Genomic DNA, 24,698 nt, shown 5'->3' on the forward strand with positions numbered 1-24,698 from the left:
AACCCATGGCCGTCGGTGTCCTGTTCATCGGCCCCCGACGGCACCTGTTTATCGCGCTAAGTTTGCTTTACTCTGCCGAATATGACGCTGACGCGCCGGGAGCGGGAGATACTCGCGCTGCTGCGGCGGGACCCGCTGGCCGGCGCCCAGTCCATCGCCGACGCCCTCGGGACCACGCGGGCCGCGGTCAATGTGCATCTGTCCAACCTGGGCAAGAAGGGCGCCATCCTGGGGCGCGGCTACATCCTGCGCCAGGAGCACGCGGTGGTGGTCATCGGCGGGGCCAATGTGGACGTCAAGGTGCGCAGCCTCGCCTCCGTGGCGTACCGCACCAGCAATCCGGGGCGGTCCCACACCAGCCCCGGCGGCGTGGCCCGGAACATCGCCGAGAACCTCGCCCGGCTGGGCACCCCGACCCATCTCATCGCCGCCGTGGGGCAGGACGCGGCGGGGGAGCGGCTGCTGAGCGAGACCCAGGCCGCCGGGGTGCGCATCGAGCAGGTGCACCGCGGCCCGCATCCCACCGGCACCTATACGGCGGTGCTGGACGCCGACGGCGATCTGGTCGTGGCCATCGCCGACATGGCCGCCACCGACGCGCTGGCCCCCGAGCACCTCCACGCCGCGCGGGAACTCATCGGCAACGCCGGTCTGCTGGTGCTGGACGGGAACCTCGCCACGCGGGTGCTCTCCTACGTCCTGGACATCGCCTCCGCCACCGGGGTCCAGACGCTGATCGACCCGGTGAGCGTCCCCAAGGCGGCGCTGCTGGCCCCGCTGTTCGCCGCCGGGCGCCCGGTCTTCGCCGTCACGCCGAACGTGGCGGAGCTGGGCGCGCTCGCCGGGCGGGACCTCGCCGAGGCCGCCGACGCGGACGACCCGGAGCTGCTTCGGGCCGTGGCCGTCCTCCATGAGCGCGGGGTGCGGCATGTGTGGGTGCGGCTCGGTGCGCGCGGCTCCCTGCTGAGCACCCTCGACGAGGGCCGGGTGCGGCTGGAGGCGCCACCGGCCGAGGTACGGGACGTCACCGGGGCCGGTGACGCGATGCTCGGCGCGTTCGCCCACGCCCTGCTCGGTGGCGCCGACCCGGTGGACGCCGCCCGTTACGGCCACGCCGCCGCCGCGCTGACGGTGGCCACCCCCGCCACCGTACGACCCGACCTGACCCCGCGTCTGATCGAGGACGCGCTCGACGCCCCGCTGCGGAGGACCACATGACCACGCCCCACCCCCGGCTGACCCTCACCGAGGAGGTCGCGGAGGCCCTGCTGGACGGCCGTCCCGTGGTCGCGCTGGAGTCCACGATCATCAGCCACGGCATGCCGTATCCGCAGAACGTCGAGATGGCCACCGAGGTCGAGGAGATCATCCGCGCCGAGGGCGCGGTCCCCGCCACCATCGCCGTCCTCCACGGCAGGCCGCGCGCCGGTCTGGACCGGGCCGATCTGGAACTGCTCGCCACCAGCCCCGAGGTGGGCAAGGTCAGTGTGCGCGACCTCGCCCATGTCATCGCGCGCGGCGGCCACGGGGCGACCACCGTGGCCTCCACCATGCGGCTCGCCGCGCTCGCCGGGATCCGGGTCTTCGTCACCGGTGGCATCGGCGGAGTGCACCGGGGAGCGGAGCGGTCCTTCGACATCAGCGCGGATCTCACCGAACTCGCCACCACCCCGGTGGCCGTCATCAGCGCCGGGATCAAGAGCATCCTCGACATCGGGCTGACCCTGGAGAGGCTGGAGACCCTGGGCGTTCCGGTGCTCACCTACGGCACCGACGACTTCCCCGCCTTCTACTCCCGGGTGAGCGGCTTCCGCTCCCCGCTGCGCGTCGACTCACCCGAGGAGATCGCCGCCACCATGCGCGCCCAGTGGGAGCTGGGCATGGCGGCGGGGCTGAGCATCGCCAACCCCGTTCCCGAGGCCGAGGAGATCCCCGCCGAGCGGATGGACGGCGTCATCGAGCGGGCCCTCGCCGAGATGGCCGACGCGGGGATCGGCGGCAAGGACGCCACCCCGTATCTGCTGGGCCGGATCGTGGAGTTGACCGAGGGCGAGAGCCTGCGGACCAATATCGCCCTGGTCAAGAACAACGCACGGCTCGGGGCGCGGATCGCGATCCACTACGCGGCCGGGGCGAAGAGCGGGTCGTGAGCGCGCCTGCCCCGAGGGCCCGATAATCGATTGCCGCCGGAGGGGCCGGGTGCTGGGGTGGGCGCATGGACCGTGATGTGGTGCGTGAGCTGTACGACCGGGAGATGAGACAGGGTGCGCGGGCCGACGGCCCCGGCACCCGGGTCGAGCGTGTGGGGACGGTGGTGCGGCAGACCGGTGGCCGCGACGACTGGAACGGCGTCCTGTGGTCGGATCTGGACGACGCCACCGCCGATGCGGCGATCGCCGCGCAGATACGGCACTTCGGGGGCGCGGGCCGCGCGTTCGAGTGGAAGCTGTACGCGTACGACCGCCCAGGCGACCTCGGCGAACGGCTCCGGGCGGCCGGATTCGTCCCGGAGCCCGAGGAGACGCTGATGGTCGCCCATGTGGCGGAGCTGGACACCGCCGTCGAACCGCCCCGGGGCATCCGGCTGCTCCCGGTGACCGACGCGGCCGGTGTGGAGCGGGTGGTGGACGTCCATGAGCGGGCGTTCGGCGACGACGGCGCCGCTCTCCGGCACCGGCTCCTCACCCAGCTCGCCGAGGAGCCGGACGCGGTCGTCACGGTGGTGGCCATGGACGGCGACCGGCCGGTCAGCGCGGCGCGGATGGAGCTGCCGCCGGGGGCGTCGTTCGCCGGGCTCTGGGGCGGGGGCACGGTACCGGAGTGGCGTGGCCGGGGCATCTACCGTGCCCTGGTCGCGTTCCGGGCCCGTATCGCCGCCGACCGCGGCTATCGCCATCTCCAGGTGGACGCGTCCAGCCTGAGCCGCCCGATCCTGGGCCGGCTCGGCTTCGTGCCCCTGACCACCACCACGCCGTACATGTACCGGGCGTGACGAGACGGCCGGGGCCGGGGACGGACGTGGCCGGGGCCCTGTCGGTGGAGTGTTCTACGGTCTGGCCATGACGACCTCCGACGATGTCCGTGCCATCGCCCTCTCGCTGCCGGAGACCACAGAGAAGATCGCCTGGTCGATGCCCACCTTCAGGGTCGCCGGGAAGATGTTCGCCACCCTGCCCGAGGACGAGACCTCGATGGCCGTCAGATGTCCCAAGGTGGAGCGGGAGGAGCTGGTGCTGGCGGAGCCGGAGAAGTTCTGGGTCGCCGCCCATGAGGCGAGTTCGGCCTGGGTGCGGGTGCGGCTCGCGGCGCTCGAGGACCTCGATGAGCTGCGGGATATCCTGCTCGACTCCTGGCGGCAGGCCGCACCGGCCGCGTTGCTCGAATGATCGCACCACGCGGCCGGCTACTTCTCGAAATGTGACCTTATGGGTGTTCGACTGGATAACCGACACGGGTGAAAGTATGGACTTTTCCCGGTAATCGGAGTGCCGTCTTCCGCTGTGCGGGGTTCCCTGGAGGGGGATCAGCGAGGGAGGCCGCATGGTGCACGGCGGCAGGACGAACCGCCCCGCGGTGTGCGGCGGCCCGTGCGCGGCCGCCGTCCTTCTGCTGCTGGCGGCCACGCTGCTGCATGCCGTGCTGGGCCTGGGGGCCGTCCGCCCCTCGCCGTCCACTGGGCCGGAGCGGTGCGCCGCCGGGGCGGCCGGGAAGGCCGGGGCGGCCGGGGTGCCGAACCGGGCCCCGGCCCCCTCCGCGCCCGGTGGCGTCGGCGCTCCCGCCGCGGGCCGGGCCCTCGGCGCGTCCGCCCCCGCGAGTGCTCCCGCTCCCGTCCCCCCTGTTCCGATGGCGCCGGAGACCGAGGACGAGCGCTCCATCTCCTCGGCGTCGGCCGTGTTCTCCGCCCGGGACGGTGCCGGGCATCCGGCCCGGCACGCCGGGCGGGTGGCTCACGGCGCCTCGTTCGGCGCGTCGCATCGGTCCCTCTCGACGTCCCTCGGCCCCCTCGTGCTCGCCGCGGTCCGCGGTCGTCCCGCCGACACGGCGCGGGGCCTCGGCGCGTTCGGCGCCGCGGGCGACGTCCCGGCCGGTCGGCTCTCCTCGCGGTCCGTCGTACTGCGCTGCTGAGCAGGCCAGGCCCGTCCGTCATCCGTCTCCGCGTCCGTCGCGGATCCCGGATGCGGTCCGGCCTGCCCGCTCAGCCGTAGGACGTCCGAGACCGCAGGAGTATCCGCATGCCCATCGATGTCTATGCCGCCATGCGCGCGATGCTGCGCGCGGAAGCCACCCGGCGCCCCGTCACCCCGCAGGCGAGCACCGCCGATCCGTCGCCGCCCGCGGTGGATCCGGCCGCTCCCGCTACGGTGGACGCCACGGTTCGGGACACGCCCGCCGAGGAGGCCGTACCGGCTCCATCCACCGCATCGCGCCCCGCCCGCCGGGCCCGCCCGTCCCGGTACCTGTCGCGCTGCCGTGCCGTACTGCGCGCCGTATGCCACGCCGTGTCGTCCTGCTTCGCGGGGCGCGCGTCACGACAGGGCCGGTGACACTCAGGGGCCGGTGACTCGCGAGGCCGACGACAGGCGAGGCCGACGACAGGCGAGGCCGGTGACACAAGGCCGGTGACACTGGGCCGTTGGCACAAGGCCGGTGACCGGCCACCGAGGAGAGGAACCGGAAGCACGGGTGCCGGGAGGTCACACCGGTCCGTCGTTCCGTCCGCCCTCCGGTGAATCCCCGCTCGAGAGCAACCGCTCGCGCTGCGCCACGGCCCAGGCGTAGCCGGGATTCAGCGCCACCGCGCGCTCCAGATCCGCCAGCGCCGCCGCGCGTCTGCCCAGGGCCTCGTTGGCCATCGCGCGGCTCCCCAGGGCCCAGGCGTAGCCGGGGTCGAGGGCCAGCGCCCGGCCGTACGCCGCGATGGCCTCCTCGTAGCGGCCCGCGAAGCGGTGGACATCGCCGCGTTCGCCCAGCGTTCCCGGGACGCCGGGCTCCAGCGCCTCCACCCGGTCCAGGTCCTCCAGCGCGCCCGCGGTGTCCCCCAGGGTGCTGCGGACACGGGCCCGCCGGAGCAGCGCCCAGGTGTAGTCACCGTGTCGCTCGATGGCCCGGTCCAGGTCGGCCAGGGCCTCCTGGATCCGGCCGAGCGCCATCTTGGTCTGGCCGCGGCTGGCCAGGGCCACATGGTCCGCCGGATCGGCCTCGATCACCGGGTCGAGCCGGGCCAGCGCCTCCTCGTACCGGCCCGCCCGGCGGCAGGTCTCCCCGCGCTCCCGCTGCACCCAGGCCGAGCCCGGCTCCAGCGCGTCCACCCGGTCCAGCGCGTCCATCGCCGGAGTGAACTCCCCGGTCGCCCGGTGGACCACGGCCCGCCCGAAGTGCGCCCGCACATTCCCGGGGTCCAGCTCGATCGCCCGGTGGAAGTCCCCCAGCGCCCCGTCGAACTCCTCGACCGAACGGCGGTGCCAGCCCCGTACGACGAGGGCCGCGACCCGGCCGGTGGCGTCCAGCCCGCCCCGGGACAGCAGCAGTCCCAGCGCCTCGATACCGCGCCGCCGTTCGTCCGCCAGCGCCTCCACCAGGTGCTGCCCCCAAGCGCGTACCGCGTCCGAGTCGGCGTCCTCGCCCGCCTCGACCAGGGTGGTCGCCCAGCGCCTGGCCACCGCGGGGCCCGCGTCGCAGGCGCCGATCCCGTCCCGCAGCGCTCCGGGCAGCGCCGCCGACGGCCGTGCGCACAGCAGGTGGTACCACTCCTCCAGACGCGGTCCGCTCCAGGTGTCCAGCCGCCATCCGTCCTGCGGGTCGAGCCCTCCGGCGGCCGCCTCCCGCCATCCGGCGAAGGTCTCCGCCAGCCGGGTGTGCGCCGCGCCCCACCGCTGCGGTGAGGTGGTCCGCTGGAGCCGCAGCATGGGGGCGCGCACCACATCGTGGTAGCGGGCCGCGCCATCGCGGCCGCCGATGAACGGCAGCGACCGCAGCCAGCCGAACAGCCCGGCCCCGTCGTCGTCCACCGCCGCCCTGAAGACGTCCTCGTTGAGCCGCCGGGGCAGCGCGCCCGCCAGGGCGGCGGAGCGGCGCACCGGATCGCGCTCCCACTTCAGGAACCCCTCGACGGCGGTGGCGCTGGGGTCGTCCAGTGCGCCGCCGGTCCCGGGGTTCTCGGCGAGGGTGGACACCAGGACCGGCAGCCGGCCGGAGAGCCGCAGCACCTCCCGCACCACCGGTTCATCGGTGATCCCCTTGGCGGTCAGCAACTGCCGGGCCTCCGCGTCGGTGAACGGCTCCAGCGGCAGCTCCGCGACCACATCGGCCAGATCCCCCCAGCAGCCGGGGTCCAGCCGGGTCTGCCCGGCCAGTACCAGCACGGTGTTGGCGGGGAGGACGCCGAGGCGTTCGCTGGTCAGCAGGGTGCGCAGCCAGGGGTCGAGCAGCGGGCCGAGGCGCTCGTACGTGTCGAACAGCAGCACCAGCCACGGCACCGCCGCGGCCGCCTCCGACAACTCCCTGACCAGCAGCGGGGACAGCGTCTCCACGGGGTCCAGCACCAGCTGGACGTCCTTGTGGTCGCGGAACCGCGAGCTGAGCGCCGCCCGCAGCCGGTCGGTGCCCTCGGCCAGCGGCACCGGATCGACGGCGCCCGCCAGCGCCCCGACACCCGGCACCAGGCCGAGCCCCGCGAGACCCGCCCGCGCGGCGGCCATACTGCCGCTGCTGGGCCCCTGCCGCTCGCCCTCCGCCGGTACCGACTCCGCCTCGTGACGGCGCTGCCGATAGGTGGCGAGCCGCCGGTCGAAGGCCGTCAACTCCCGCCCCTGGCGGGCGAATTGCTCACTGATCGCGGCCATCGCCTCGGGTACGGAACTCGCCGCCTCGTCGACGCGGGCGGTGAGCGCGCCGTACTCCTGGCGGGCGGTCTGCTCCAGCCGGCGCGTCAGCCAGCTCTTGCCCACGCCCGCGTGGCCGTGCACATGGAAGACGAAGCGATGCCGCGCGTCCTCCGGCGGCAGCCCGAAATTGTCCCGGAACGCGTCCAGTTCCCGTCGTCGGCCCACGAATCCGGCGTTCCTGCGCCGCTGGATCAGCTCCTGCATCGACGGCCGTGCCCGCGCCATCGGCCCCTCCTCCCCTCGGGATCCAGTCTGCCAGTACGATCGGTGGACGGGCTTATTGCGTACGATGCGCAGGTGCCCAGCTACCGCATCAGAACCGCGACCCCCGACGACCTCGACGCCGCCCGCGGCGTGATGCTCGACACCGTCTACCGCGACTTCGGAACCGGCTATGTGCCGCGCTGGCACGCCGACATCATCGATCCCGCCGCCGCGTATCTGAACGGTGTGCGCCACACCCTGCTGGTCGCGGTGGACGACGCCGACGGAGCGGTCGTGGCGACCGCCGCGCTCGACTCCCGGGGTCCGGCCCATCCGCCCAACCCCCCGTGGCTGGCCGCGCGTTATCCGTCGGGCGAGACCGCCCAGCTGCGCCGGGTCTATGTGCGCCCCGAGCACCGGCGCCACGGGCTGGCCCGGCGGCTGGTGGGTGCGCTGCTGGACTTCGCCGAGGCGGACGGCGGCTATCGCGCGGTCTATCTGCACACCGATCCGGCGGTGCCGGGCGCCGAGCCGTTCTGGCGGTCCCTGGCGAAGGTCGTCTGCGATGAGCGGGAGGCGCCCGGGGGCGGTCAGGGCATCGTCCACTTCGAGGTGCCGATGACTCCTGGGACACCCTGAGTCTTATGGAAATGATTATCATGTAGCGTTCGTGTTCGGCCGTACCCGCGCAGCCCCTGGAGAACCACGCCCATGCACTCTGTCCGCCGCCGGTGGGCCGCCGCGCTGTTGCTCCTCCCGCTGCTCGCCGGGTGTTTCGCGACCCGCGACGGTTCGCCGTACGACGCCGGGGCCGGGGCCGGGGCCGGGGCCGGGATGGGCGGCGGGCGCCTGCGCGTCGCGATGGCCTTCCCGCCCGCCGAGCGTTTCTCCCCGTACGGCGCCGACGCCACCCTGCTCAGCAGGCTCGGCGTCACCGAGGGGCTGACCCGGCTGGACGGCAACGGCGGCGCGGTGCCCGCCCTCGCCGAGTCCTGGACCCGGCAGAGCGCCCGGGGCTGGCTGTTCACCCTGCGCGAGGCGCGCTTCCAGGACGGCACCGAGGTCACCCCGGCGGCGGTGGCGGGCGCCCTCACCCACGCCACCCGCGCCGATCCGCCGCCCGCCGCGCTCACCGGGGTCACGCTCACCGCCGAGGCGGTGGGGGAGCGTCGGGTCCGGGTCACCACCCGGTCCGCCGACTCCGCCCTGCCGCTGCGGCTGTCCAGTCCGGGACTGGCCATCCTCGCGCCCAAGGCGTACCGGGCGAAGGACAGTACGGGGCGGGGGGAGACGACGGCGGACGGGAAGGTGACGGTCGATCCGGCCGGCACCGCCACCGGCCCCTTCACCCTGGCCAGGACCACCGGCGCCACTCGCGCCACCCTCCACCGCTTCGACGACTACTGGGGCGGCCTGGCCCACGCCTCCGGCCTGGACGTCCGTTTCATCGCCGACGGCACGGCGCGCACCAACGCGCTGCGCAGCGGCGAGGTGGACATGGCCGAGGCGGTCCCGGTCTCCCAGGCGGCCACCCTCGACAAGGCCACGCTGCGCGAGGTGCCCACCGCCCGCACCACCGCCCTCTTCCTCAACACCCGCTCCGGACCCTTCGCCGACCCCGCCGTCCGCGCCGCCGCCCGCGAGGCCGTCGACGCCTCCGCCCTCGCCGAGGACGTGTACGAGGGCCATGCCGACACCGGCCGCGGGCTGTTCGGCCCGGCCCTCACCTGGGCCGCGGGCGAGCGTCCCCGGCCGTCCGGCCGCCCCGCCGCCACGCGGGTCCGGAACACCTCGATCACCCTCGCCACCTACGACAACCGGCCCGAGTTGCCCGAGGTCGCGCAGGTGCTGCAACAGCAGCTGCGCAGGGCCGGGTTCGGCGTGAAGCTGGAGGTGCGGGAGTACTCCCGGCTCGAAGGCGATGCCCTGGCCGGGAAGTTCGACGCCGTGGTGGCCGCCCGCAACACGATGCTCGACACCGGCGACCCGGTCTCCTATCTCGCCGACGACTTCACGTGCGACGGCGGCTACAACCTGGCCCGGGTGTGCGACAAGGCCGTGGACCGCGCGGTCGCGGAGGCCGGTTCCCGCGCCGACGACGCGGCGCGCCACCGCGCCGCCCTGGCCGCGCAGACCGCCGTGCTGCGCACGGACGGGGTGGTCCCACTGGTCCACCAGCGGATCCTCCACGGCGTCGGCGCCTCGGTGCGCGGTGTGATCCTCGACCCGTACGAGCGCACGCTCGTCGGCACCGGTACGCGACGTTGAGCGGCGCACGGATGCGGCCCACCGGGCGGGAGGCGGGGCGGACTGCCGGGTCGGGTGTGGGCCGGGCTGCCCGGTCGGGCGAGGGCCGGTCCGCGGGGGCGAGCGCGGGGCGTTTCGCCGGGTCGGGTGCGGGGCCAACCACCGGGCCCGGTGCGGGGCGGTCCGCCCGGTCGGGTGCGGGCCGGTGCACGGGGCCGGGCGCGGGGCGAACCGCGGGGCCGAGCGTCGTACGGACCACCGGGCTGGTCGCGCTCTGGCGCGTCGCGCTCGCCGGGGCGTTGCTGTGTGGCATCGGTCTGCTGCCCTGGCTGTCCCGTACCGACCCCGCCCGCACCGTCCTCAAGGCCCGCGCGGCCGACCGCGACCCCAGCCCCGAGCTCCTGGAGTCCCTGCGCTCCCAACTCGGCCTCGATGCCGGGCCGTTGCGGCTGCTCGGCCGGTGGCTCGCCGGGCTGACCCACGGCGACGCGGGCACGTCCTGGATCTCGGGGACGGCCGTGGCCCCCTCGGTGGCCGCGGCGCTCGGCGTGTCGTTGCTGCTCATGGGCGGGGCGCTGGTGGTCGCGGCGGCCACCGCGGGCGCGGTGTGCGGGCGCACGCTGTGGCTCGGGCCGCGGCGGCGGGCCGCCCGGCGCGGGGCCGGCGCGGGGAGCGGTGGCGCGCTGCTCGCCGCGCTGCCGGAGTTCCTGCTGGCGTCCGTGCTGGCCGCCGTGGTCGGGGTGCGGCTCGGCTGGCTGCCCGCGGTCGGCTGGTACGGGCCGCGGTGGATGGTGCTGCCCTCGCTCGCCCTCGGCCTGCCCGCGGGCGCCCTGCTGGGCCGGGTCCTGGACGACGCGCTGCCCGGCGCGTTCGCCGAACCCTGGGCGCGGGCCGCCGCCGCGCGTGGGCTGCCCGCCCGGCGGATCGCCCGTCAGGCGCTGCGGCGTGCCGTGCCCGGAGTGCTGCCGAACATCGGGCTGTTCGTGGTCGGGCTCACCGGGGGCGCGGTCGCCGTCGAGCAGGTCTTCGACATTCCCGGGCTCGGCCGGCTCTCCCTCCAGGCGGCCATCGCCCAGGACCTGCCGATGCTCCAGGCGTGCGCCCTCGCCCTGATCCTGCTGGCGGCCGCCGCCGGAGGTCTCGCCCGGCTCGCGGCCCGGCTGCTGCTCGGGCCCGCGCTGCGCGACGGGGCACTGCCCTCGCTCGACCGGTCCACCGCGCCGTCCGCCCGCGCGATTCCGCTGCTGTACGGCGCGCTTCTGCTCACCGTCGTGGTGCTCGGTGCGCTCCGGGACCCGCTGGTGGTGGACACCGCCGCCCGGCTCACCGCCCCGTCCTGGGCGCATCCGTTCGGCACCGACGCGCTGGGCCGCGATCTGTTGGCCCGGGTGGGACACGGCGCGCTGTCCACGCTCGCGCTCGCGGTGGCGGTGAGCGCCGCCGCGCTGGTGGCGGGGGTGCTGCTCGGGCTGGTGCCCCGGCTGTCCGGCGGACTCGCCGAGACGGTGAACGCGGTGCCGCCGGTGCTCGCCGGGCTGCTGGTCGCCGGGGCGGCGGGCCGTGGCCCGTACACCCCCGCGCTCGCCGTGGCCGCCGTCGCCTGGGCCCCGCTGGCCACGCACACCTCCGCCCTGCTGCGGCAGCAGCGCGCCGCCACGCATCTCGCCGCCACCCGGGCGCTGGGCGCCTCCCGCCGCCATCTGCTGCGCCGCCACGTCCTGCCCGCGGTCCTGCCCCCGGTCGTCCGTCACGCGTTGCTGCGCCTGCCGTCGATGGCGCTCGCCCTGGCCGCGCTGGGCTTCCTCGGTCTGGGTGCCCAGCCGCCGTCCCCGGAGTGGGGCCGGCTGCTGGCCGAGAACCACCCCTACGCCGAGCGCGCCCCCTGGGCGGTGCTCGCCCCCGCCGCCGCGCTGGCCCTCCTGGGCCTCCTGGCGGTGACGGCGTCCGGCGGGGTGCGGTGGCCCCGTCGGCGCATGCGCATTGACGATCGCCCCGGTGCGCTCATCGAGAGCCTCCGCAAAGCGGGGGAGGAATCGGACTCTGCGCAGCAAGGGCGGCGTAAGCGTAATCGCCGCAAGGGTGGCGTCTGCGACTGACGTGCCGTCAGGTGGTAACAAGATCATGTGGTAGTTGTGAACTGTGGCCACTCACGTGAAGCGGGCGTATCGGTATCGCTTCTACCCGACCGATGCGCAGGCAGCGGAGCTGTCGCGCACGTTCGGATGCGTGCGGAAGGTCTACAACATGGCGCTCGCGGTCCGTGCCCAGGCGTGGACGCTGAGGAGCGAGCGGGTCAACTACGACGCGACATCGGCGATGCTGACGGCGTGGAAGAAGACCGAGGAACTCGCCTACCTCAACGATGTCTCCTCCGTTCCGCTCCAGCAGGCCTTGCGTCACCTCCAGATGGCGTTCACGAATTTCTTTGGAAAGCGGGCGAAGTATCCGCGATTCAAGTCGCGGAAGAAGTCCCGCAAGAGTGCCGAGTACACCTCCAGCGCGTTCCGCTTCCGGGAGGGGAGGCTGACTTTGGCGAAGATGGCCGAGCCGCTGGACATCGTCTGGTCCCGCCCCTTGCCGGAGGGTGCGCGGCCGTCTACGGTGACTGTCTCCCAGGACGCGGCCGGACACTGGCACGTGTGTCTCCTGGTTGAGGACCCCGACGTGAAGTCACTTCCGGCCAATGGCCGTGCCGTCGGCGTTGACGCCGGAATTGACCACCTGCTCACTTTCTCCACCGGGGAGAAGATCGCCAACCGTCGGCACGAGCGGCGCGATCGCGCACGTCTCGCCAAAGCTCAGCGGGAACTGTCCCGCAAGGCTGAGGGCTCCAAGAACCGGGAGAAGGCTCGCTTGGGCGTGGCCCGCGTCCACGTCCGTATCGCGGACCGACGACGCGACCACTTGCACAAACTCACCACTCGCCTCGTTCGTGAAAACCAAGCGATCGTGATCGAGGACCTGACCGTTCGCCACCTGTTGAAGAACGGAAGGCTGGCTCGCGCCATATCGGACGCCGCATGGTCGGAGTTCCGCACGATGCTGGAGTACAAGGCCCAGTGGTACGGCCGCGAAGTGATCGCGGTTGACCGCTGGTTTCCCTCATCCAAGCTGTGCTCGCACTGTGGAACCTGGTCGCCGGGCTGGCGGTGTCGGCCTGTGGAGCCGGTGTAAGACCTCAACGGAGAACTCCGGGCGGGCAGTCGGCGAGGAAGCAGGAACCCCTACAGCGCGAGCTGTAGGGAGCCCCTCCTGCACGAGGTGGACGAAGTCAAGAACTCCGGTCAGATCTACGCGCACTGTGGCGATGCGTGAACCGTGGCGTCATCAGCGAAGCGCCGGGGGCCTCAGCCGATCCCGGGAATGAGGGGCACGGCCCCGGGACGGCGCGCCGCCAGCCGCAGCGCCCGGACCGTGGAGCGCACCACCTGCTCCTTGGTGCGCGCGGCCGTGCCACCGCGCAGCACCGTCTCACGCGGCGAGTCGTCCGCCCGCACCAACTGGATCAGCCCGTCCCGGCGGCCCAGGCTCACGCACTGGGCCACGAAGCGGAAGCGCAACGGCTTCGGCTCCCGCCCCCGCGTCTCGGCGATGATCGAGGAGGCGGCGTGCGAACCGGACGGGAGCGCGGTGGCGCAGGCCATGCGCAGGGCACCGGCGGCCGGGGTGGCCATGGCCGCCGCGTCGCCCACCGCGTAGACCTCCGGATGGGACACCGAGCGCAGGGTGGCGTCGACGCGGACGCGGCCACCCGGGTCGAGGGTGATCCCGGCGGCCCCGGCCAGGGCCGTGTTCGCGGTCATCGCGGTGGCCCAGACCACCGCGTCGGCGTCGATGTCCTCCGGGCGCGCCACCCGGCGGCCCTCCTCGAGCCGGACACCGAGCCCGCTGAGCGTCGTACGGACATGGGCGCGGCCCTTCGCCGACAGCCCCGCGCCGACCTCCTCGCCCGTGATCAGCCGGACCTTCCAGGCGTCGTGGGACTCGGCGATCTCGGCCGCGAGCTCGATGCCGGTGAGTCCCCCGCCGACCACCGTCAGCTCACCCGGGCCGTCCAGCAGCCGCTTGTGCAATTCGGCCGCCGTCTCCGGGGTGTAGGCGCGCTCACCGGGGTCCGCGGTGCGGCTGCCGAGCGCGTACACCAGCCGGTCGTACGGAAGCTCACGGCCGTCGTCGGTGGTGATCCGGCGGGCGGCCGGATCGATCCCGGTGGCGCGGGCGGCCACGTGGACGATCCCGGCCCGCCGGGTCAGGGCCTCGAGCGGATGGGTGATGTCGGGCCGTCCGACGGCCCGCTCGTGCAGCCGCACCCGCTCGGTGAAGGCGGGACTCGGATCGACCAGGGTGACGCGGGTGTGCGGGGCCAGCCGCAGGGCGGCCATCAGCCCCGCATAGCCCGCGCCGAGTACCAGGACCTGCTGCTTCTCCATGTGGGCGGCCTCCTTGCCGGTCGGTGTTCACGAGGAGGACGACACGGCGGGCCCAGATGTGACGGTGATGCCGGTCACAGGTTCGGCAGGTCGAGGTGGCGGAGCTTGTCGGGGTTGACGATCGCGTCGATCTCGGTGATCCGGCCCTGGTGCACCGAGAACGCGAAGACCACCGCCTGCCCGCCCGCGCTGTCGACCATGACCAGGCCCGGGGCACCGTTGACGTCGCGGTGGTGCACCAGCATCGTGGCCGGGTCGAAGCCCCGGGCCAGCCGCCGGGCGAAGCGGGCCACCTTCTCGTTCCCCAGCACCGGGAGCCGGGCCGCCGCCACCTTGCCGCCACCGTCCGAACGCCAGACGACCTCCGGATCCAGGATCTCCAGCAGCCCGTCCATGTCGCCGCCCATGACCGCCCGGAGGAACGCGTCCACGGCCCGCCGGTGCTCCCCGCGGTCCACCGAGCGCCGCGGCGCCTCCGCCCGGACCCGCTTGCGGGCGCGGGAGGCCAGCTGCCGTACGGACTCCGGGCTCCGGCCCACCACCTCGGCGATCTCGGGGAACGGCACCGAGAAGACATCGTGCAGGATGAACGCGGTCCGCTCCGCCGGAGTCAGCCGCTCCAGCACGGTGAGCAGCGCGAGACCCACCGACTCGTCCAGCGTCACCCGGTCCTCCGGACCACCGGCCGCCACCACCGGCTCGGGCAGCCAGGGGCCGACGTAGCGCTCGCGCCGCACCCGCGCCGAACCCAGCAGGTCGTAGCAGATACGGCTGATGACGGTGGTGAGATACGCGCGGGGGTCGGCGACCTCGTCCGCGGGCAGCGCCTGCCAGCGCAGCCAGGTCTCCTGCACCGCGTCATCGGCGTCGGCGACCGAGCCGGTGATGCGATACGCGACGGCCCACAGCCGGTCACGCTGCTGTTCGAAGGCGGTCAGCTCTGCCATGTCCCGATCCTCTCCTCGGCCTGAGAAGGAGGACGAGACAGCGGCCGGAAGTGTGACAGCCGCCTCCCGGGGGCGCGGCCGTGTCCCGGGCCGGTGGGTTGGCGCGGGGGCCACGGCAGGCGTAAGCAGTAGATGTGCACATGCGGCAAGGTCCCCCGGATCCGCGCCGGCCAAGGTGGCGGACCCGTGTCTTGGTCGTGATCCCCCTGCTGGTCATCGGGCTGATCACGGTCGGCGATGTGCTGGCCCCGGCAAGTGTCCGGCTCAGCCCGCTGCTGATCGCCGCACCCGCCATGACCGCGTCGTTCGCCGGTCCCGTGCTCACCGCGTGCGTCGGGCTCCTCGCCGTCGTCGCGCAGATCGCGGCGAACGCCACGGAGGGGGCCCTCGGCAGTCCCGGCCGGCTGACCGAGGTGATCACCCTCGCCCTGGTCTCGGCGATGATCGTGCTGTTCCGCGCGGTCCTCGACCGGCACATGCGCGAGCTGAACCGGGTGCGGGCGGTGGCCGACGTGGCGCAGCGGGTGCTGCTGCGCCCGCTCCCGGTCAGGGTCGGCCCGCTGGTGATCGCCTCGGTCTACCTCGCGGCCGAACCGGGGGCGGAGATCGGCGGCGATCTGTACGCGGCGGCGCGCACCTCGAACGCCACCCGGCTGATCATCGGCGATGTCCGGGGCAGCGGGCTGACCGCCGTCGCGGACGCCTCCCTGGTGCTCGGCGCCTTCCGCGCGATCGCCCACTGGCCCGTACCGCTGACCGATCTGGCGTCCCATCTGGACACCGCGCTGTCCGCGGAGCGGACCGAACCCCGCGACAAGGCGCCCGGGGCGGGGGAGTCGTTCGTCACCGCAGCCGTGCTGGAGATCCCCGACGACCGGCCGGTGGTCCGCCTCGTCAACTGCGGACATCCGCCGCCGCTCCTGCTGTGCGACTCCGGTGTCAAGGCGCTGGAGGGCCAGGCGCCCGCGCTGCCGCTGGGCCTCGGCCACCTGGCGGCCGGCCGCTACCACATCGAGGACTTCCCGTTCGAGGAGGGCGATCAGTTGCTGCTCTACACCGACGGGGTCATCGAGGCGCGGAACAGCGAGGGCACCTTCTTCCCGCTCGCCGAGCGGCTCCCCGGAGCGGACGGCGGCGGCCCCCAGTACCTCGTCGACCGTCTGCACCGCGATCTGCTCAGCCACACCGGCGGTCACCAGGGCGACGACGCCGCCCTGGTCGTCCTGGAACGCCGCCGGGCGGAACGCTGACGCACCCGGCGGCGCGGGCGCCGCCCGGCAGCCGCGGCCGGGGCGCGGTGCCCGCTCATGGAACCGCCCAGGAACGGACATCGGCCTCGATCGCTCGTAAACTGGTCATATGGGCAGCGGGAACGAGGGCCCGAACCAGGGCCCCGAGGACTTCGGGCCGGATCCACTCGGCGACTTCCTCGCACGCTTCCTCGGGACCGGGCCGGCCGGGCAGCGGCCCGATTCGCGCCATGTCGACTTCGGCCGGCTGATGAGCGAGAACGCACGCCATCTCGTGTCGGCCGCCGCGTCCTACGCCGCCGAACACGGCAGCACCGACCTGGACACCGAACACCTGCTGCGGGCGGCGCTCTCCGCGGAGCCCACCCGGACCATGGTCTCGCGCGCCGGAGCCGACCCCGACCGGATCGCCGCGGAGATCGACCGGGAGGCGGGGGGCGGACCGCCGCGCAACTCGGTCGCCGTCACCCCGGCCGTCAAACGGGCGTTGCTCGACGCCCATGAGATAGCCCGCTCGCGCGGCTCCTCGTACATCGGCCCCGAACACGTACTGATCGCGCTCGCCGCCAACCGCGAGTCCACCGCCGGGCAGATCCTCAACGCCGCCCGCTTCGAACCCCGGCCCCCCGGTCCGCCGACCGGCGGCCTCACCCCGAGCGCCCCCACGGCCGACCAGAGGCCCGTCATGGACCAGCGGAAGACCCCGAACCTCGACCGGTTCGGCCGCGATCTGACCGACCTCGCCCGCGAGGGGCGGATCGATCCGGTGATCGGCCGCGACGAGGAGATCGAGCAGAGCATCGAGGTGCTCGCCCGGCGCGGCAAGAACAACCCCGTCCTCATCGGCGAGGCCGGAGTCGGCAAGACGGCCGTCGTCGAAGGGCTCGCCCAGCGGATCACCGACGCCGATGTGCCGGACATCCTGCTCGGCCGCCGGGTCGTCCAGCTCGACATCGCGAGCGTCGTGGCCGGCACCCGCTTCCGCGGCGACTTCGAGCAGCGCGTCACCAGCATCGTCGACGAGATCCGCACCAACTCCGACGAATTGATCATCTTCATCGACGAGCTGCACACGGTGGTGGGCGCCGGGGGCGGTGGCTCCGAGGGCGGGCAGATGGACGCCAGCAACCTCCTCAAGCCCGCGCTGGCCCGCGGCGAACTGCATGTGATGGGCGCGACCACGCTCCGGGAGTACCGCCAGTACATCGAGAAGGACGCCGCGCTCGCCCGCCGCTTCCAGCCCATCATGGTCCCCGAGCCGACCTCCGCGGACGCCGTCGCCATCCTGCACGGCCTCCGCGACCGCTACGAGGCCCATCACCAGGTCCGCTACGCCGACGAGGCGCTGCTCGCCGCCGTCGAGCTGTCCGACCGCTATCTGACCGACCGGTTCCTGCCCGACAAGGCCATCGACCTCATGGACCAGGCGGGCGCCCGGGTACGGCTGCGCTCCAGCGCCCGCGGCACCGATCTGCGCGCCCTGGAACGGGAGGTCGAACAGCTCACCCGGGACAAGGACCAGGCAGTGGCGTCCGAGAGCTATGAACGCGCCACCTCCTTGCGGGACCGGATCGCCGAGCTGAACAACCGGATCGCCCAGGCATCCGAAACGCAGTACCACGGCGGGCGGGTCGCCGAGGTCGCCGTCGAGGACATCGCCGAGATCGTCTCCCGGCAGACCGGGATCCCCGTCTCCAGCCTCACCCAGGAGGAGCGCGAACGGCTGCTGAGCCTGGAGGAGCACCTCCACCGTCGGGTCGTCGGGCAGGAGGAGGCCGTAACCGCCGTGGCCGACGCGGTCCTGCGCGCCCGCGCCGGACTCGCCGACCCCAACCGCCCCAGCGGCAGCTTCCTCTTCCTCGGCCCCACCGGCGTCGGCAAGACCGAACTCGCCCGCGCGCTGGCCGAGGCGCTCTTCGGCAGCGAGGACCGCATGGTCCGCCTCGACATGAGCGAGTACCAGGAGAAGCACACCGTCAGCCGGCTGGTCGGCGCCCCACCCGGATACGTCGGCCACGAGGAGGCCGGACAACTCACCGAGGCGGTGCGCCGCCAGCCCTACTCGCTGATACTCATGGACGAGGTGGAGAAGGCCCACCCCGACGTCTTCAACATCCTGCTCCAGGTGCTCGACGACGGCAGGCTGACGGACGCCCAGGGCCGCACCATCGACTTCAAGAACACCGTCATCGTGATGACCAGCAACCTCGGCTCGGAGGCCATCACCGGACGCGGTGGCCCCCTGGGCTTCGGCGGCGGTGGCGAGGAGGCCGACGACGCGGCGCGCCGGGAGCGGGTGCTGCGGCCGCTGCGGGAGCACTTCCGGCCGGAGTTCCTCAACCGCATCGACGAGATCATCATCTTCCGCAGGCTCGCCGACGACCAGCTGCGGCAGATCGCCGATGTGCTGCTGGAGGAGACCCGGCGCCGGCTGCACGCCCAGGACGTCGCGGTGGAGTTCACCCTGGCCGCCGTCGACTGGCTGGCCACCCATGGACACCAGCCCGAGTACGGCGCCCGGCCGCTGCGCCGCACCATCCAGCGCGAGGTGGACAATCCGCTCTCCCGGATGCTGCTCGGCGGCGAGCTGCCCGCGCACAGCCGGGTCCGGGTCGATGTGCACGACGACCGGCTGGCCTTCCACACACAGGACGCCGCCGACGGGACGGGCCGGCCCGGCCTGCCGGGCCATCCGGAGCCGCTGGGCGGGACGGAGCAACCGGAGGGGTAACGCCACCCGGAGCGAGCCGGGTCAACGCCCCATCGAAAGGCCGTCCTTCTTGCCGCCCCGGCTGAGCACCGCCTCCTGGATGGTGCTCAGGGCGCTGGTGTAACCCGGGTTGCCGGGGCTCTTCTCCAGGGCCCGGGGAAGGTTCACCAGGGCGATCGGGTCGTTGTCCACGGCGTGCGGGATGTACTCCGCCTTCTTCACCTGCCACGACCGGCCCGCGGCCGTGGGCGGGGTGAAGGTGAAGCGCGCCGCCGAGCCCATCTGGCCGCGCTTGTCGGGCATGACCCCCGCGATCTGGTCGCCCATGCCGTAGACCACCCAGGTCCCGTTGACCTTCTCGTACGCCTGGGGGATATGGGCATGGGTGCCGATGATCAGGTCGATGTCGCGGCGGCCGCCGTCCTTGGCGGCGGTGAGCTTCTTGGCCAGCGAGAGCTGGAGCTTGTCCGGCGCCTGCTGCCACTCGGTGCCCCAGTGCACGCTGACGACGACCACATCGGCCCCGGCGCGCCGCGCGGCCCGCGCGTCCTTGACGATCCGTGCCGGATTGATGAGGTTGACCAGCCACGGTTTGCCCTTGGGGACCGGGATGCCGTTGGTGCCGTAGGCGTAGGCGAGATGGGCCACCTTGGCGCCGCCCGCCTCCAGGATCGTGGGACGGACGCTCTCCGCCGCGGAACGGGCCGATCCGGCGTGCTTGAGCCCGGCCTTGTCCATGGCGTCGAGGGTGCGGACCACTCCCTCCGGGCCGGCGTCGAGGGTGTGGTTGGAGGCGGTGGAGCAGGAGTCGTAGCCGATGTCCTTCACGGCCGAGGCGAGCTGTGGAGGCGTTTTGAAGGTCGGATAGCCGGTGAACGGCCCGTGGGCGGCCCCGTAGACGGTCTCCATATGGCAGATGGCCAGATCGGCCTGGGCGACGAGGGGCGCGGCCGCCCGGATCATGCGCCGGAAGTCATAGCTCTCGCCGCCCGAGTCCGCCTTGGCCTGCCGGATGACCGAGGCGTGCACCAGCAGATCTCCGGTGGCCACGAGGGTGAACTTCTTCATGGACCCGCTTCTGGCCGCCGCCGAGGTCTTCGAGGGGTTCTCCTCGGCCTTCGGAGTGGCCGGTGTCCCGCTGCTGCACGCGGTGGCGGCGCCGAGCAGGGCGACGGCGAGAAGCGCCGTCCGATGGCGTGGGTGATGGGACACGGTGTACTCCGCACTGGTCCTGGCCATATCGGACCCTTTTGTTCTGATTGTCGGATTGTCATATTTATTGCACGACATCAGAGGGGCTTGCGGAGTGGTGGGGAGCTTCACCGGTTCGGCCGACGTGTTGCACCCGATGGGCCCGGTCAACGCCGGTCCGGAGTCCATCGATGGGACAATGCGCGCCCACCGCGCGGCGCCGCCGCCGGGACGTTCCCCGGGTGGCCGCTCATCGCGTAACTCCCGTGTCAACAAGGGCCTTAGCCGTACGCGAGAGGTGCGGAGCTGACACCATGAGGGTGTCGCTCGCGGCATCCGCGGTGGGACCTCGGGGGAGGACGTTCCATGCAGATCGGCCGGCCCAGCATCACCGCCCGCGGCGCGGCCGCGTTCCGCGCGGCCCACCAGGAGCTGGAGGGCGGCCGGGTGTTTTACGACCCGCTGGCGCTCCGTATCCTCGCCGCCGACGCGGACGACCCCGTCCTCGAGGCGGCCTTCCACCCCGGGCGCGGGGATGTGCGGCTGTCCGTGGCCGCCCGTGCGCGGTTCGCCGAGGACGCCGTCGCGGCCGCCGTGGCACGCGGGGTACGGCAGGTGGTGGCGCTCGGGGCGGGGCTGGACACCTTCGGCTGCCGCAATCCGTACGAGGCGGAGGGGCTGCGGGTGTTCGAGGTGGACCATCCGGCCACCCAGGAGTGGAAGCGCGACCGGTTGGCCGCCGCGGAGATCCCCGTACCTCCGTCACTGACCTTCGCGCCGGTGGACTTCGAGCGGCAGAGCCTGGCCGACGGGCTGACGGCGGCGGGCTTCGGCCCGGCCCGCCCGGCGTTCTTCTGCTGGCTCGGGGTGGTGCCGTATCTGACGCACACCGCCGTGCTGGACACGCTCGGCTTCATCGCGGCCCTGCCGGACGGCTCGGGCGTGGTCCTCGACTACGGTGAACCGCCGGACGCGCTGCCACCGGAGCAACGTGCCGTGCACGAGGCGCGTGCGGCGTGGGCCGCCGAGGCCGGCGAGCCCTTCCTCAGCTTCTTCACCCCGGACGAGCTCGCGGACGAACTGCGCCGGCTGGGCTTCTCCGCGAGGGAGGACGTCCGCTACCGCGACCTCACGGCCCGGTACGAGAGCGGCCACCGCATGGCCGACGGGAACGCGGACCTCGGCGCCCATGTGATCCACGCCTGGACGCGGGGCTGAGCGCGCGGACCTGGTGGTACGGGACTGAGCCCGAGCCGCCGGTGAACGGAGGCCCGGACCTCGTCGACGCGCCTATCGGCGAAGGGAGTCGCGGAGACCATTGGCGGCCGTCACCGGTACGGTGACCGCGCTGCCACCCAGGTCCACCGTCACCTTCGCCCCGGTCGGGTCCTCGAAGTAGAGGAAGTCGGCGTCGGTGCCGCCGAGGACGAGCCCCAGCCGATGGCCCGGCTTGATCTCGTAGTCGCCCGGCAGGGTCTTCCAGGTGATCCGGTAGGAACGGCCGGGGGTGAGTGGCTCGGGGGTGGTGAGCGAGTGGCGGTTCTGGGCGTCCATCCAGCCCCGGGCGATCACCTCGGAGGATTTGCGCGCCGTCACATTGGCCGTCCGCTGGTAGCAGGCGTCGTCCTGGGCGGTGCTCTCCCCGTGGCAGGACTCCGCGTCCAGCCCCCGCAGACCGTCGTGGATCCGGTTCTGGGGTTCGTTGCGGTTCCAGTCGATCCGTTCGTCCTCGCCGTAGTCCACGAGCAGCGCGGTGAGGTTCGATGTCGGCTTGTCGAGCGTGACCCGCAGATCGGCGGTGGGTGTGCCGGAGAGCCGCACCCCGGTGCGCAGCGGCGGGGTGACGAACGCCAGCCGGCCCGGACGGTTCGCCGACGGGTCGGCGGTGAGATCCGCCTCGCTCACCTTGGTGTCGGTGAAGGTCCCGGTGCCGCTCGCGGGGCTCAGCGCCAGCGAGCCGTCGGGTCCGGGACGCAGGGGGACCGAGGCGGTGCCCGCGGGCCAGTCGGCCCGGGTCGTCCAGGTGTCGGGGCCGGTCTGCAGATCGACGCGGGGCTCGTCCATGATTCCGTTCTGGACGCCGTACAGCCAGTGGTCGAACCACCGGTGCACGGTGTCGACCCACCGCGTGCGCCGACCGGGCCAGTCGAACGGATCGGTGTGGCCGTAGCGGCCCAGCCACAGCTTGCGTGGCACCCCGCGCTCGGCCAGCGCGCTCCACCAGTTCGCGAGCTGGTCGATCCGGATGTTGTAGTCGGTGATGTCGTGTGCCGCGAGGACGCTCGCGCGCACCTTGTCCGCCTCGGGCGCGGGCCGCGCGATGTAATTGCGCTCATCCCAGTGGGCGTTGTAGTTGCCGGTGGCGTCGTCCTCACCGGCCTGCAGCCGCTCGCGCACCGCCTGGCACTTCTGGGGCGGGTCGGTGTCCAGCGCGGTCGTCAGATACGAGGCGAAGCCGTTCCAGTGCTTGGCGCCGTTGGTGCGGGCGAACTCGTACCAGGAGCTGACTCCGGAGATCGGGACGATGGTCTCCAGCCCCTCCACCCCGGTGCCCGCCACGGCGTTGGCCAGCATGCCCTCGTACGAGTGGCCGATCATGCCGACCTTCCCGGTGGACCAGGCGCCCCGCACCTCGCTGCCGTCGGCCGCGTACGCCGTGGCGCGGCCGCCCAGCCAGTCGATCGTGGCCTTGGCGGCCGCCACATCGGCGGCGCCACCGACCGTCAGACAGCCATCGGATCTGCCGGTGCCGGTCACATCGACATCGACCACGGCGTAGCCGCGCGGCACGAAGTAATTGTCGTAGAAGAGAGGGAACTTGGCCGGGTTGCCCTGGGCGTCGTAGCTCTTCCGCTCCGACTCGAAGCCACGGCCCACGGTGTCGTTGTAGGGGCTGGACGACATGATGACCGGCACCTTGAGACCCTGCTGGGTCTCCCTGGGCCGGATGATGTCCACCGCGACCCGGTCCTTGTGGCCATCGCCGTCACTGTCGACGGGCGTTTGGACCATCAAGTGCTCACGCACGGCATCCGCGTACGAGAACACCGGCTGGGTGCGGCCGTCCACCACCTTGGTGGCGGGTCCGGCGGATGTCCGGGCCGACGCGGGTCCGGCGGGCAGTGCGGCAAAGGCTGTCGACACCGTGACCGCGGCGATCATGGTCCCGCGCCATCGTGAAGTACGCATACGGACCTCCTGGCCACGGCCCCCGCCCCGGGACCACCGGCCGGCGGTGGCCGGACGGCGATCCCGGGGTTCCGGAGCCATGGAGGCTACTCGGCGATTTTCGTACGCATGGTCCAGCGGAAGATCGCTGTGGTGATGTCAGCGGAATCGTTGACGAGTTCGAAATGCTCGTATCCATTGCGGTGCTGGATTTTGAGCTTCTTGCTGGTGAGCGTCGACTGCCCGGTCCGGAATGCCCGGGGCAGATCGGCCGGTCCGCCTTCGAGAACGACCTCGATCGGACTGCCCCCGGACAGATAACTGATGTGTTCGCTCAATATCTCCACCTCCTTACGCGGTCCTCGTCAAGCCGGAACATGCAGTTCCAGTCGGTCATCCGAGGTGAGGATGGCCTGCTGCATGTCCTGAAGGGCCCGGCACGGCTCGAGCCCGAGTTCCTCATTGAGCGTCTTGCGTGCCGCTTGATACACATGCAAGGCGTCCGCCCGGCGGCCACAGCGGTAGAGCGCCAGCATCAACTGACGGTGCAGTGCCTCCCGCAAGGGATGCTCGGTGGTCAGCTGATACAGATCGCTCACCAGCTCGCGATGGCGGCCGAGCATGAGCCGGGAATCCGTCAGCATCTCGATGCATTCCAGCCGGGCCTCCTTCAGCCAGGTCTGAAAGCCTTCGAGGATCGGCCCATGGCATACGTCGTCCAGCAATGGATCGCGCCAGAGGTCGAGTGCGCTTTCGAAAGTCGCCGTGGCCTGCTGGTAACGCCGCTCCCGCAGATGGTCCCGGCCCTCGCACACCAGCCGTTCGAAGCAGTGGAAGTCGAGGCGGTCGTGGCCCAGCCGCAGGACATATCCCGGCGGGCGGGTGATAACGGGGCTTTCGTTCTGGCCGGGCCGGCGCAGGAACTTACGGATCTGGGAGACATACACATGGAGCCCGGCGATCGCCCGGCGCGGCGGGTCCTCTCCCCAGATCTCCGTGATGAGCTGGTCGATCGGGACCACTTGATCGGCGCGGACGAGGAGGACGGTCAACAGGACCTCGATCTTCCGCGCCCTGATAGTTAATTTCTTCTCCTCTTCCACTACGCGGAGAGGTCCCATGATCTCATATTGCACGATGTGCCCCATCCGAGTCGCCGACGAGTGCGGTCATGGGACAGTCGGCGCCTTTGCCGGAATTGCCCGCGGGGTGGTCTGTCTGTTCTCTCGATTTCGAGGGCGGTCTGCTTCCGGAAGCGAACGCATGTGCGGGTCGGGCTCTGCCGGTCCTTGCGGATCGTCGACCCTTGCCGTCCGGGTGGCGCGCTGGAATTGTCGCGTCCCCGGAGTCCGGCGACCCCGAAGGGGATGGGAAGTGGGCACGTGCCGAGCCGCTTGCGTGTGGAAAGTGGTCCGACCGCGTCGCACTGGACGGGTACGGGCGGTGCCGCCGGATCCACTGACGCACGCCGTTCGCGACTGCCATTACTCACCCCTCTTTTATCGCGGGCCTGCCGAGGAATCAGAGGATGGACGAGATCGACGCCTTCGGCAGGTGCTCCACATCGTAAGCGAGTCCTATGACTACCCACCTCACCTAGAATCCGGATATACGCGCCCTCGAGGCGGCGTCCTCGACGGTGCGGAGCGGGTATTCGCAATACGGTC

At 72.6% G+C, this 24,698-nt stretch carries 19 protein-coding genes and 1 pseudogene; 13 read left to right on the forward strand and 7 right to left on the reverse strand.

Annotated features, from left to right (window positions below; genetic code table 11):
* The first annotated feature begins 81 nt into the window (after positions 1–81).
* The 6 genes from NP777_RS10520 (at position 82) to NP777_RS10545 (ending at position 4,544) form a co-directional block, all read left to right on the forward strand.
* Positions 82–1,218 (forward strand): PfkB family carbohydrate kinase, encoded by a 1,137-nt coding sequence (locus NP777_RS10520; RefSeq protein WP_256649823.1) that lies wholly within the window; start codon positions 82–84, stop codon positions 1,216–1,218.
* Complete coding sequence (locus NP777_RS10525; RefSeq protein WP_256649824.1) at positions 1,215–2,150, forward strand: pseudouridine-5'-phosphate glycosidase; 936 nt, start codon at positions 1,215–1,217, stop codon at positions 2,148–2,150. The genes NP777_RS10520 and NP777_RS10525 overlap by 4 nt, the downstream gene beginning before the upstream one ends.
* Before the next feature lie 65 nt (positions 2,151–2,215).
* On the forward strand, positions 2,216–2,992 hold the full coding sequence (locus NP777_RS10530; protein ID WP_256649825.1) for a GNAT family N-acetyltransferase: 777 nt from the start codon (positions 2,216–2,218) through the stop codon (positions 2,990–2,992).
* A 67-nt stretch (positions 2,993–3,059) separates the two neighbouring features.
* The gene (locus tag NP777_RS10535; RefSeq protein ID WP_256649826.1) at positions 3,060–3,386 is read left to right on the forward strand and encodes an MmcQ/YjbR family DNA-binding protein; all 327 of its coding nucleotides are present in this window, start codon (positions 3,060–3,062) and stop codon (positions 3,384–3,386) included.
* Positions 3,387–3,540: 154 nt separating this feature from the next.
* Positions 3,541–4,125, forward strand: a complete 585-nt coding sequence (locus tag NP777_RS10540) for a hypothetical protein (protein WP_256649827.1) — start codon at positions 3,541–3,543, stop codon at positions 4,123–4,125.
* 107 nt (positions 4,126–4,232) lie between these two features.
* Positions 4,233–4,544 carry a hypothetical protein gene (locus NP777_RS10545; RefSeq protein WP_256649828.1) on the forward strand — a complete coding sequence of 104 codons (312 nt, stop codon included), beginning with the start codon at positions 4,233–4,235 and terminating at the stop codon, positions 4,542–4,544.
* Positions 4,545–4,694: 150 nt separating this feature from the next.
* Here NP777_RS10545 and NP777_RS10560 read toward each other — a convergent pair whose 3' ends face one another.
* The gene (locus NP777_RS10560) at positions 4,695–7,109 is read right to left on the reverse strand and encodes a tetratricopeptide repeat protein (RefSeq protein WP_305889565.1); all 2,415 of its coding nucleotides are present in this window, start codon (positions 7,107–7,109) and stop codon (positions 4,695–4,697) included.
* Between the two features lie 132 nt (positions 7,110–7,241).
* On the opposite strand from NP777_RS10560, the gene NP777_RS10565 reads away from it, so the two are divergent.
* From NP777_RS10565 to NP777_RS10580, 4 genes and pseudogenes are all read left to right on the forward strand, one after another.
* Positions 7,242–7,727 carry a GNAT family N-acetyltransferase gene (locus NP777_RS10565; RefSeq protein ID WP_305889622.1) on the forward strand — a complete coding sequence of 162 codons (486 nt, stop codon included), beginning with the start codon at positions 7,242–7,244 and terminating at the stop codon, positions 7,725–7,727.
* 72 nt (positions 7,728–7,799) lie between these two features.
* Positions 7,800–9,356, forward strand: a complete 1,557-nt coding sequence (locus NP777_RS10570; RefSeq protein ID WP_256649830.1) for an ABC transporter substrate-binding protein — start codon at positions 7,800–7,802, stop codon at positions 9,354–9,356.
* A 278-nt stretch (positions 9,357–9,634) separates the two neighbouring features.
* Positions 9,635–11,431: an ABC transporter permease subunit gene (locus tag NP777_RS10575; RefSeq protein ID WP_256649831.1), complete on the forward strand. Its 1,797-nt coding sequence runs from the start codon at positions 9,635–9,637 to the stop codon at positions 11,429–11,431.
* Positions 11,432–11,474: 43 nt separating this feature from the next.
* A pseudogene (locus NP777_RS10580) lies at positions 11,475–12,577 on the forward strand (RNA-guided endonuclease InsQ/TnpB family protein).
* A 105-nt stretch (positions 12,578–12,682) separates the two neighbouring features.
* On the opposite strand, the gene NP777_RS10585 reads toward NP777_RS10580, so the two are convergent.
* Entirely contained in the window at positions 12,683–13,765 is a 1,083-nt protein-coding gene (locus NP777_RS10585; protein WP_256649832.1) for an NAD(P)/FAD-dependent oxidoreductase, read from the reverse strand.
* Positions 13,766–13,839: 74 nt separating this feature from the next.
* The gene (gene sigJ, locus NP777_RS10590; protein ID WP_256649833.1) at positions 13,840–14,712 is read right to left on the reverse strand and encodes an RNA polymerase sigma factor SigJ; all 873 of its coding nucleotides are present in this window, start codon (positions 14,710–14,712) and stop codon (positions 13,840–13,842) included.
* Positions 14,713–14,852: 140 nt separating this feature from the next.
* On the opposite strand from sigJ, the gene NP777_RS10595 reads away from it, so the two are divergent.
* Together NP777_RS10595 and NP777_RS10600 are read left to right on the forward strand one after the other, a co-directional pair.
* Complete coding sequence (locus NP777_RS10595) at positions 14,853–15,962, forward strand: PP2C family protein-serine/threonine phosphatase (RefSeq protein WP_256649834.1); 1,110 nt, start codon at positions 14,853–14,855, stop codon at positions 15,960–15,962.
* A gap of 109 nt (positions 15,963–16,071) precedes the next feature.
* Entirely contained in the window at positions 16,072–18,693 is a 2,622-nt protein-coding gene (locus NP777_RS10600; protein ID WP_256649835.1) for an ATP-dependent Clp protease ATP-binding subunit, read from the forward strand.
* 21 nt (positions 18,694–18,714) lie between these two features.
* Here the strand turns inward: NP777_RS10600 and NP777_RS10605 are convergent, their stop codons facing one another.
* Positions 18,715–19,911: a CapA family protein gene (locus tag NP777_RS10605; protein WP_256649836.1), complete on the reverse strand. Its 1,197-nt coding sequence runs from the start codon at positions 19,909–19,911 to the stop codon at positions 18,715–18,717.
* Between the two features lie 318 nt (positions 19,912–20,229).
* On the opposite strand from NP777_RS10605, the gene NP777_RS10610 reads away from it, so the two are divergent.
* On the forward strand, positions 20,230–21,081 hold the full coding sequence (locus NP777_RS10610; protein WP_256649837.1) for a class I SAM-dependent methyltransferase: 852 nt from the start codon (positions 20,230–20,232) through the stop codon (positions 21,079–21,081).
* 72 nt (positions 21,082–21,153) lie between these two features.
* Here NP777_RS10610 and NP777_RS10615 read toward each other — a convergent pair whose 3' ends face one another.
* From NP777_RS10615 to NP777_RS10625, 3 genes are all read right to left on the reverse strand, one after another.
* Complete coding sequence (locus NP777_RS10615) at positions 21,154–23,052, reverse strand: Xaa-Pro dipeptidyl-peptidase (protein WP_256649838.1); 1,899 nt, start codon at positions 23,050–23,052, stop codon at positions 21,154–21,156.
* 86 nt (positions 23,053–23,138) lie between these two features.
* Entirely contained in the window at positions 23,139–23,369 is a 231-nt protein-coding gene (locus tag NP777_RS10620) for a DUF5988 family protein (RefSeq protein ID WP_256649839.1), read from the reverse strand.
* A gap of 27 nt (positions 23,370–23,396) precedes the next feature.
* Positions 23,397–24,167: an AfsR/SARP family transcriptional regulator gene (locus NP777_RS10625; RefSeq protein WP_256649840.1), complete on the reverse strand. Its 771-nt coding sequence runs from the start codon at positions 24,165–24,167 to the stop codon at positions 23,397–23,399.
* Positions 24,168–24,698 lie beyond the last annotated feature (531 nt).

The sequence above is a fragment of the Streptomyces rugosispiralis genome (assembly GCF_024505145.1).
In the GTDB taxonomy this organism is placed as follows: Bacteria; Actinomycetota; Actinomycetes; order Streptomycetales; family Streptomycetaceae; genus Streptomyces; species Streptomyces rugosispiralis.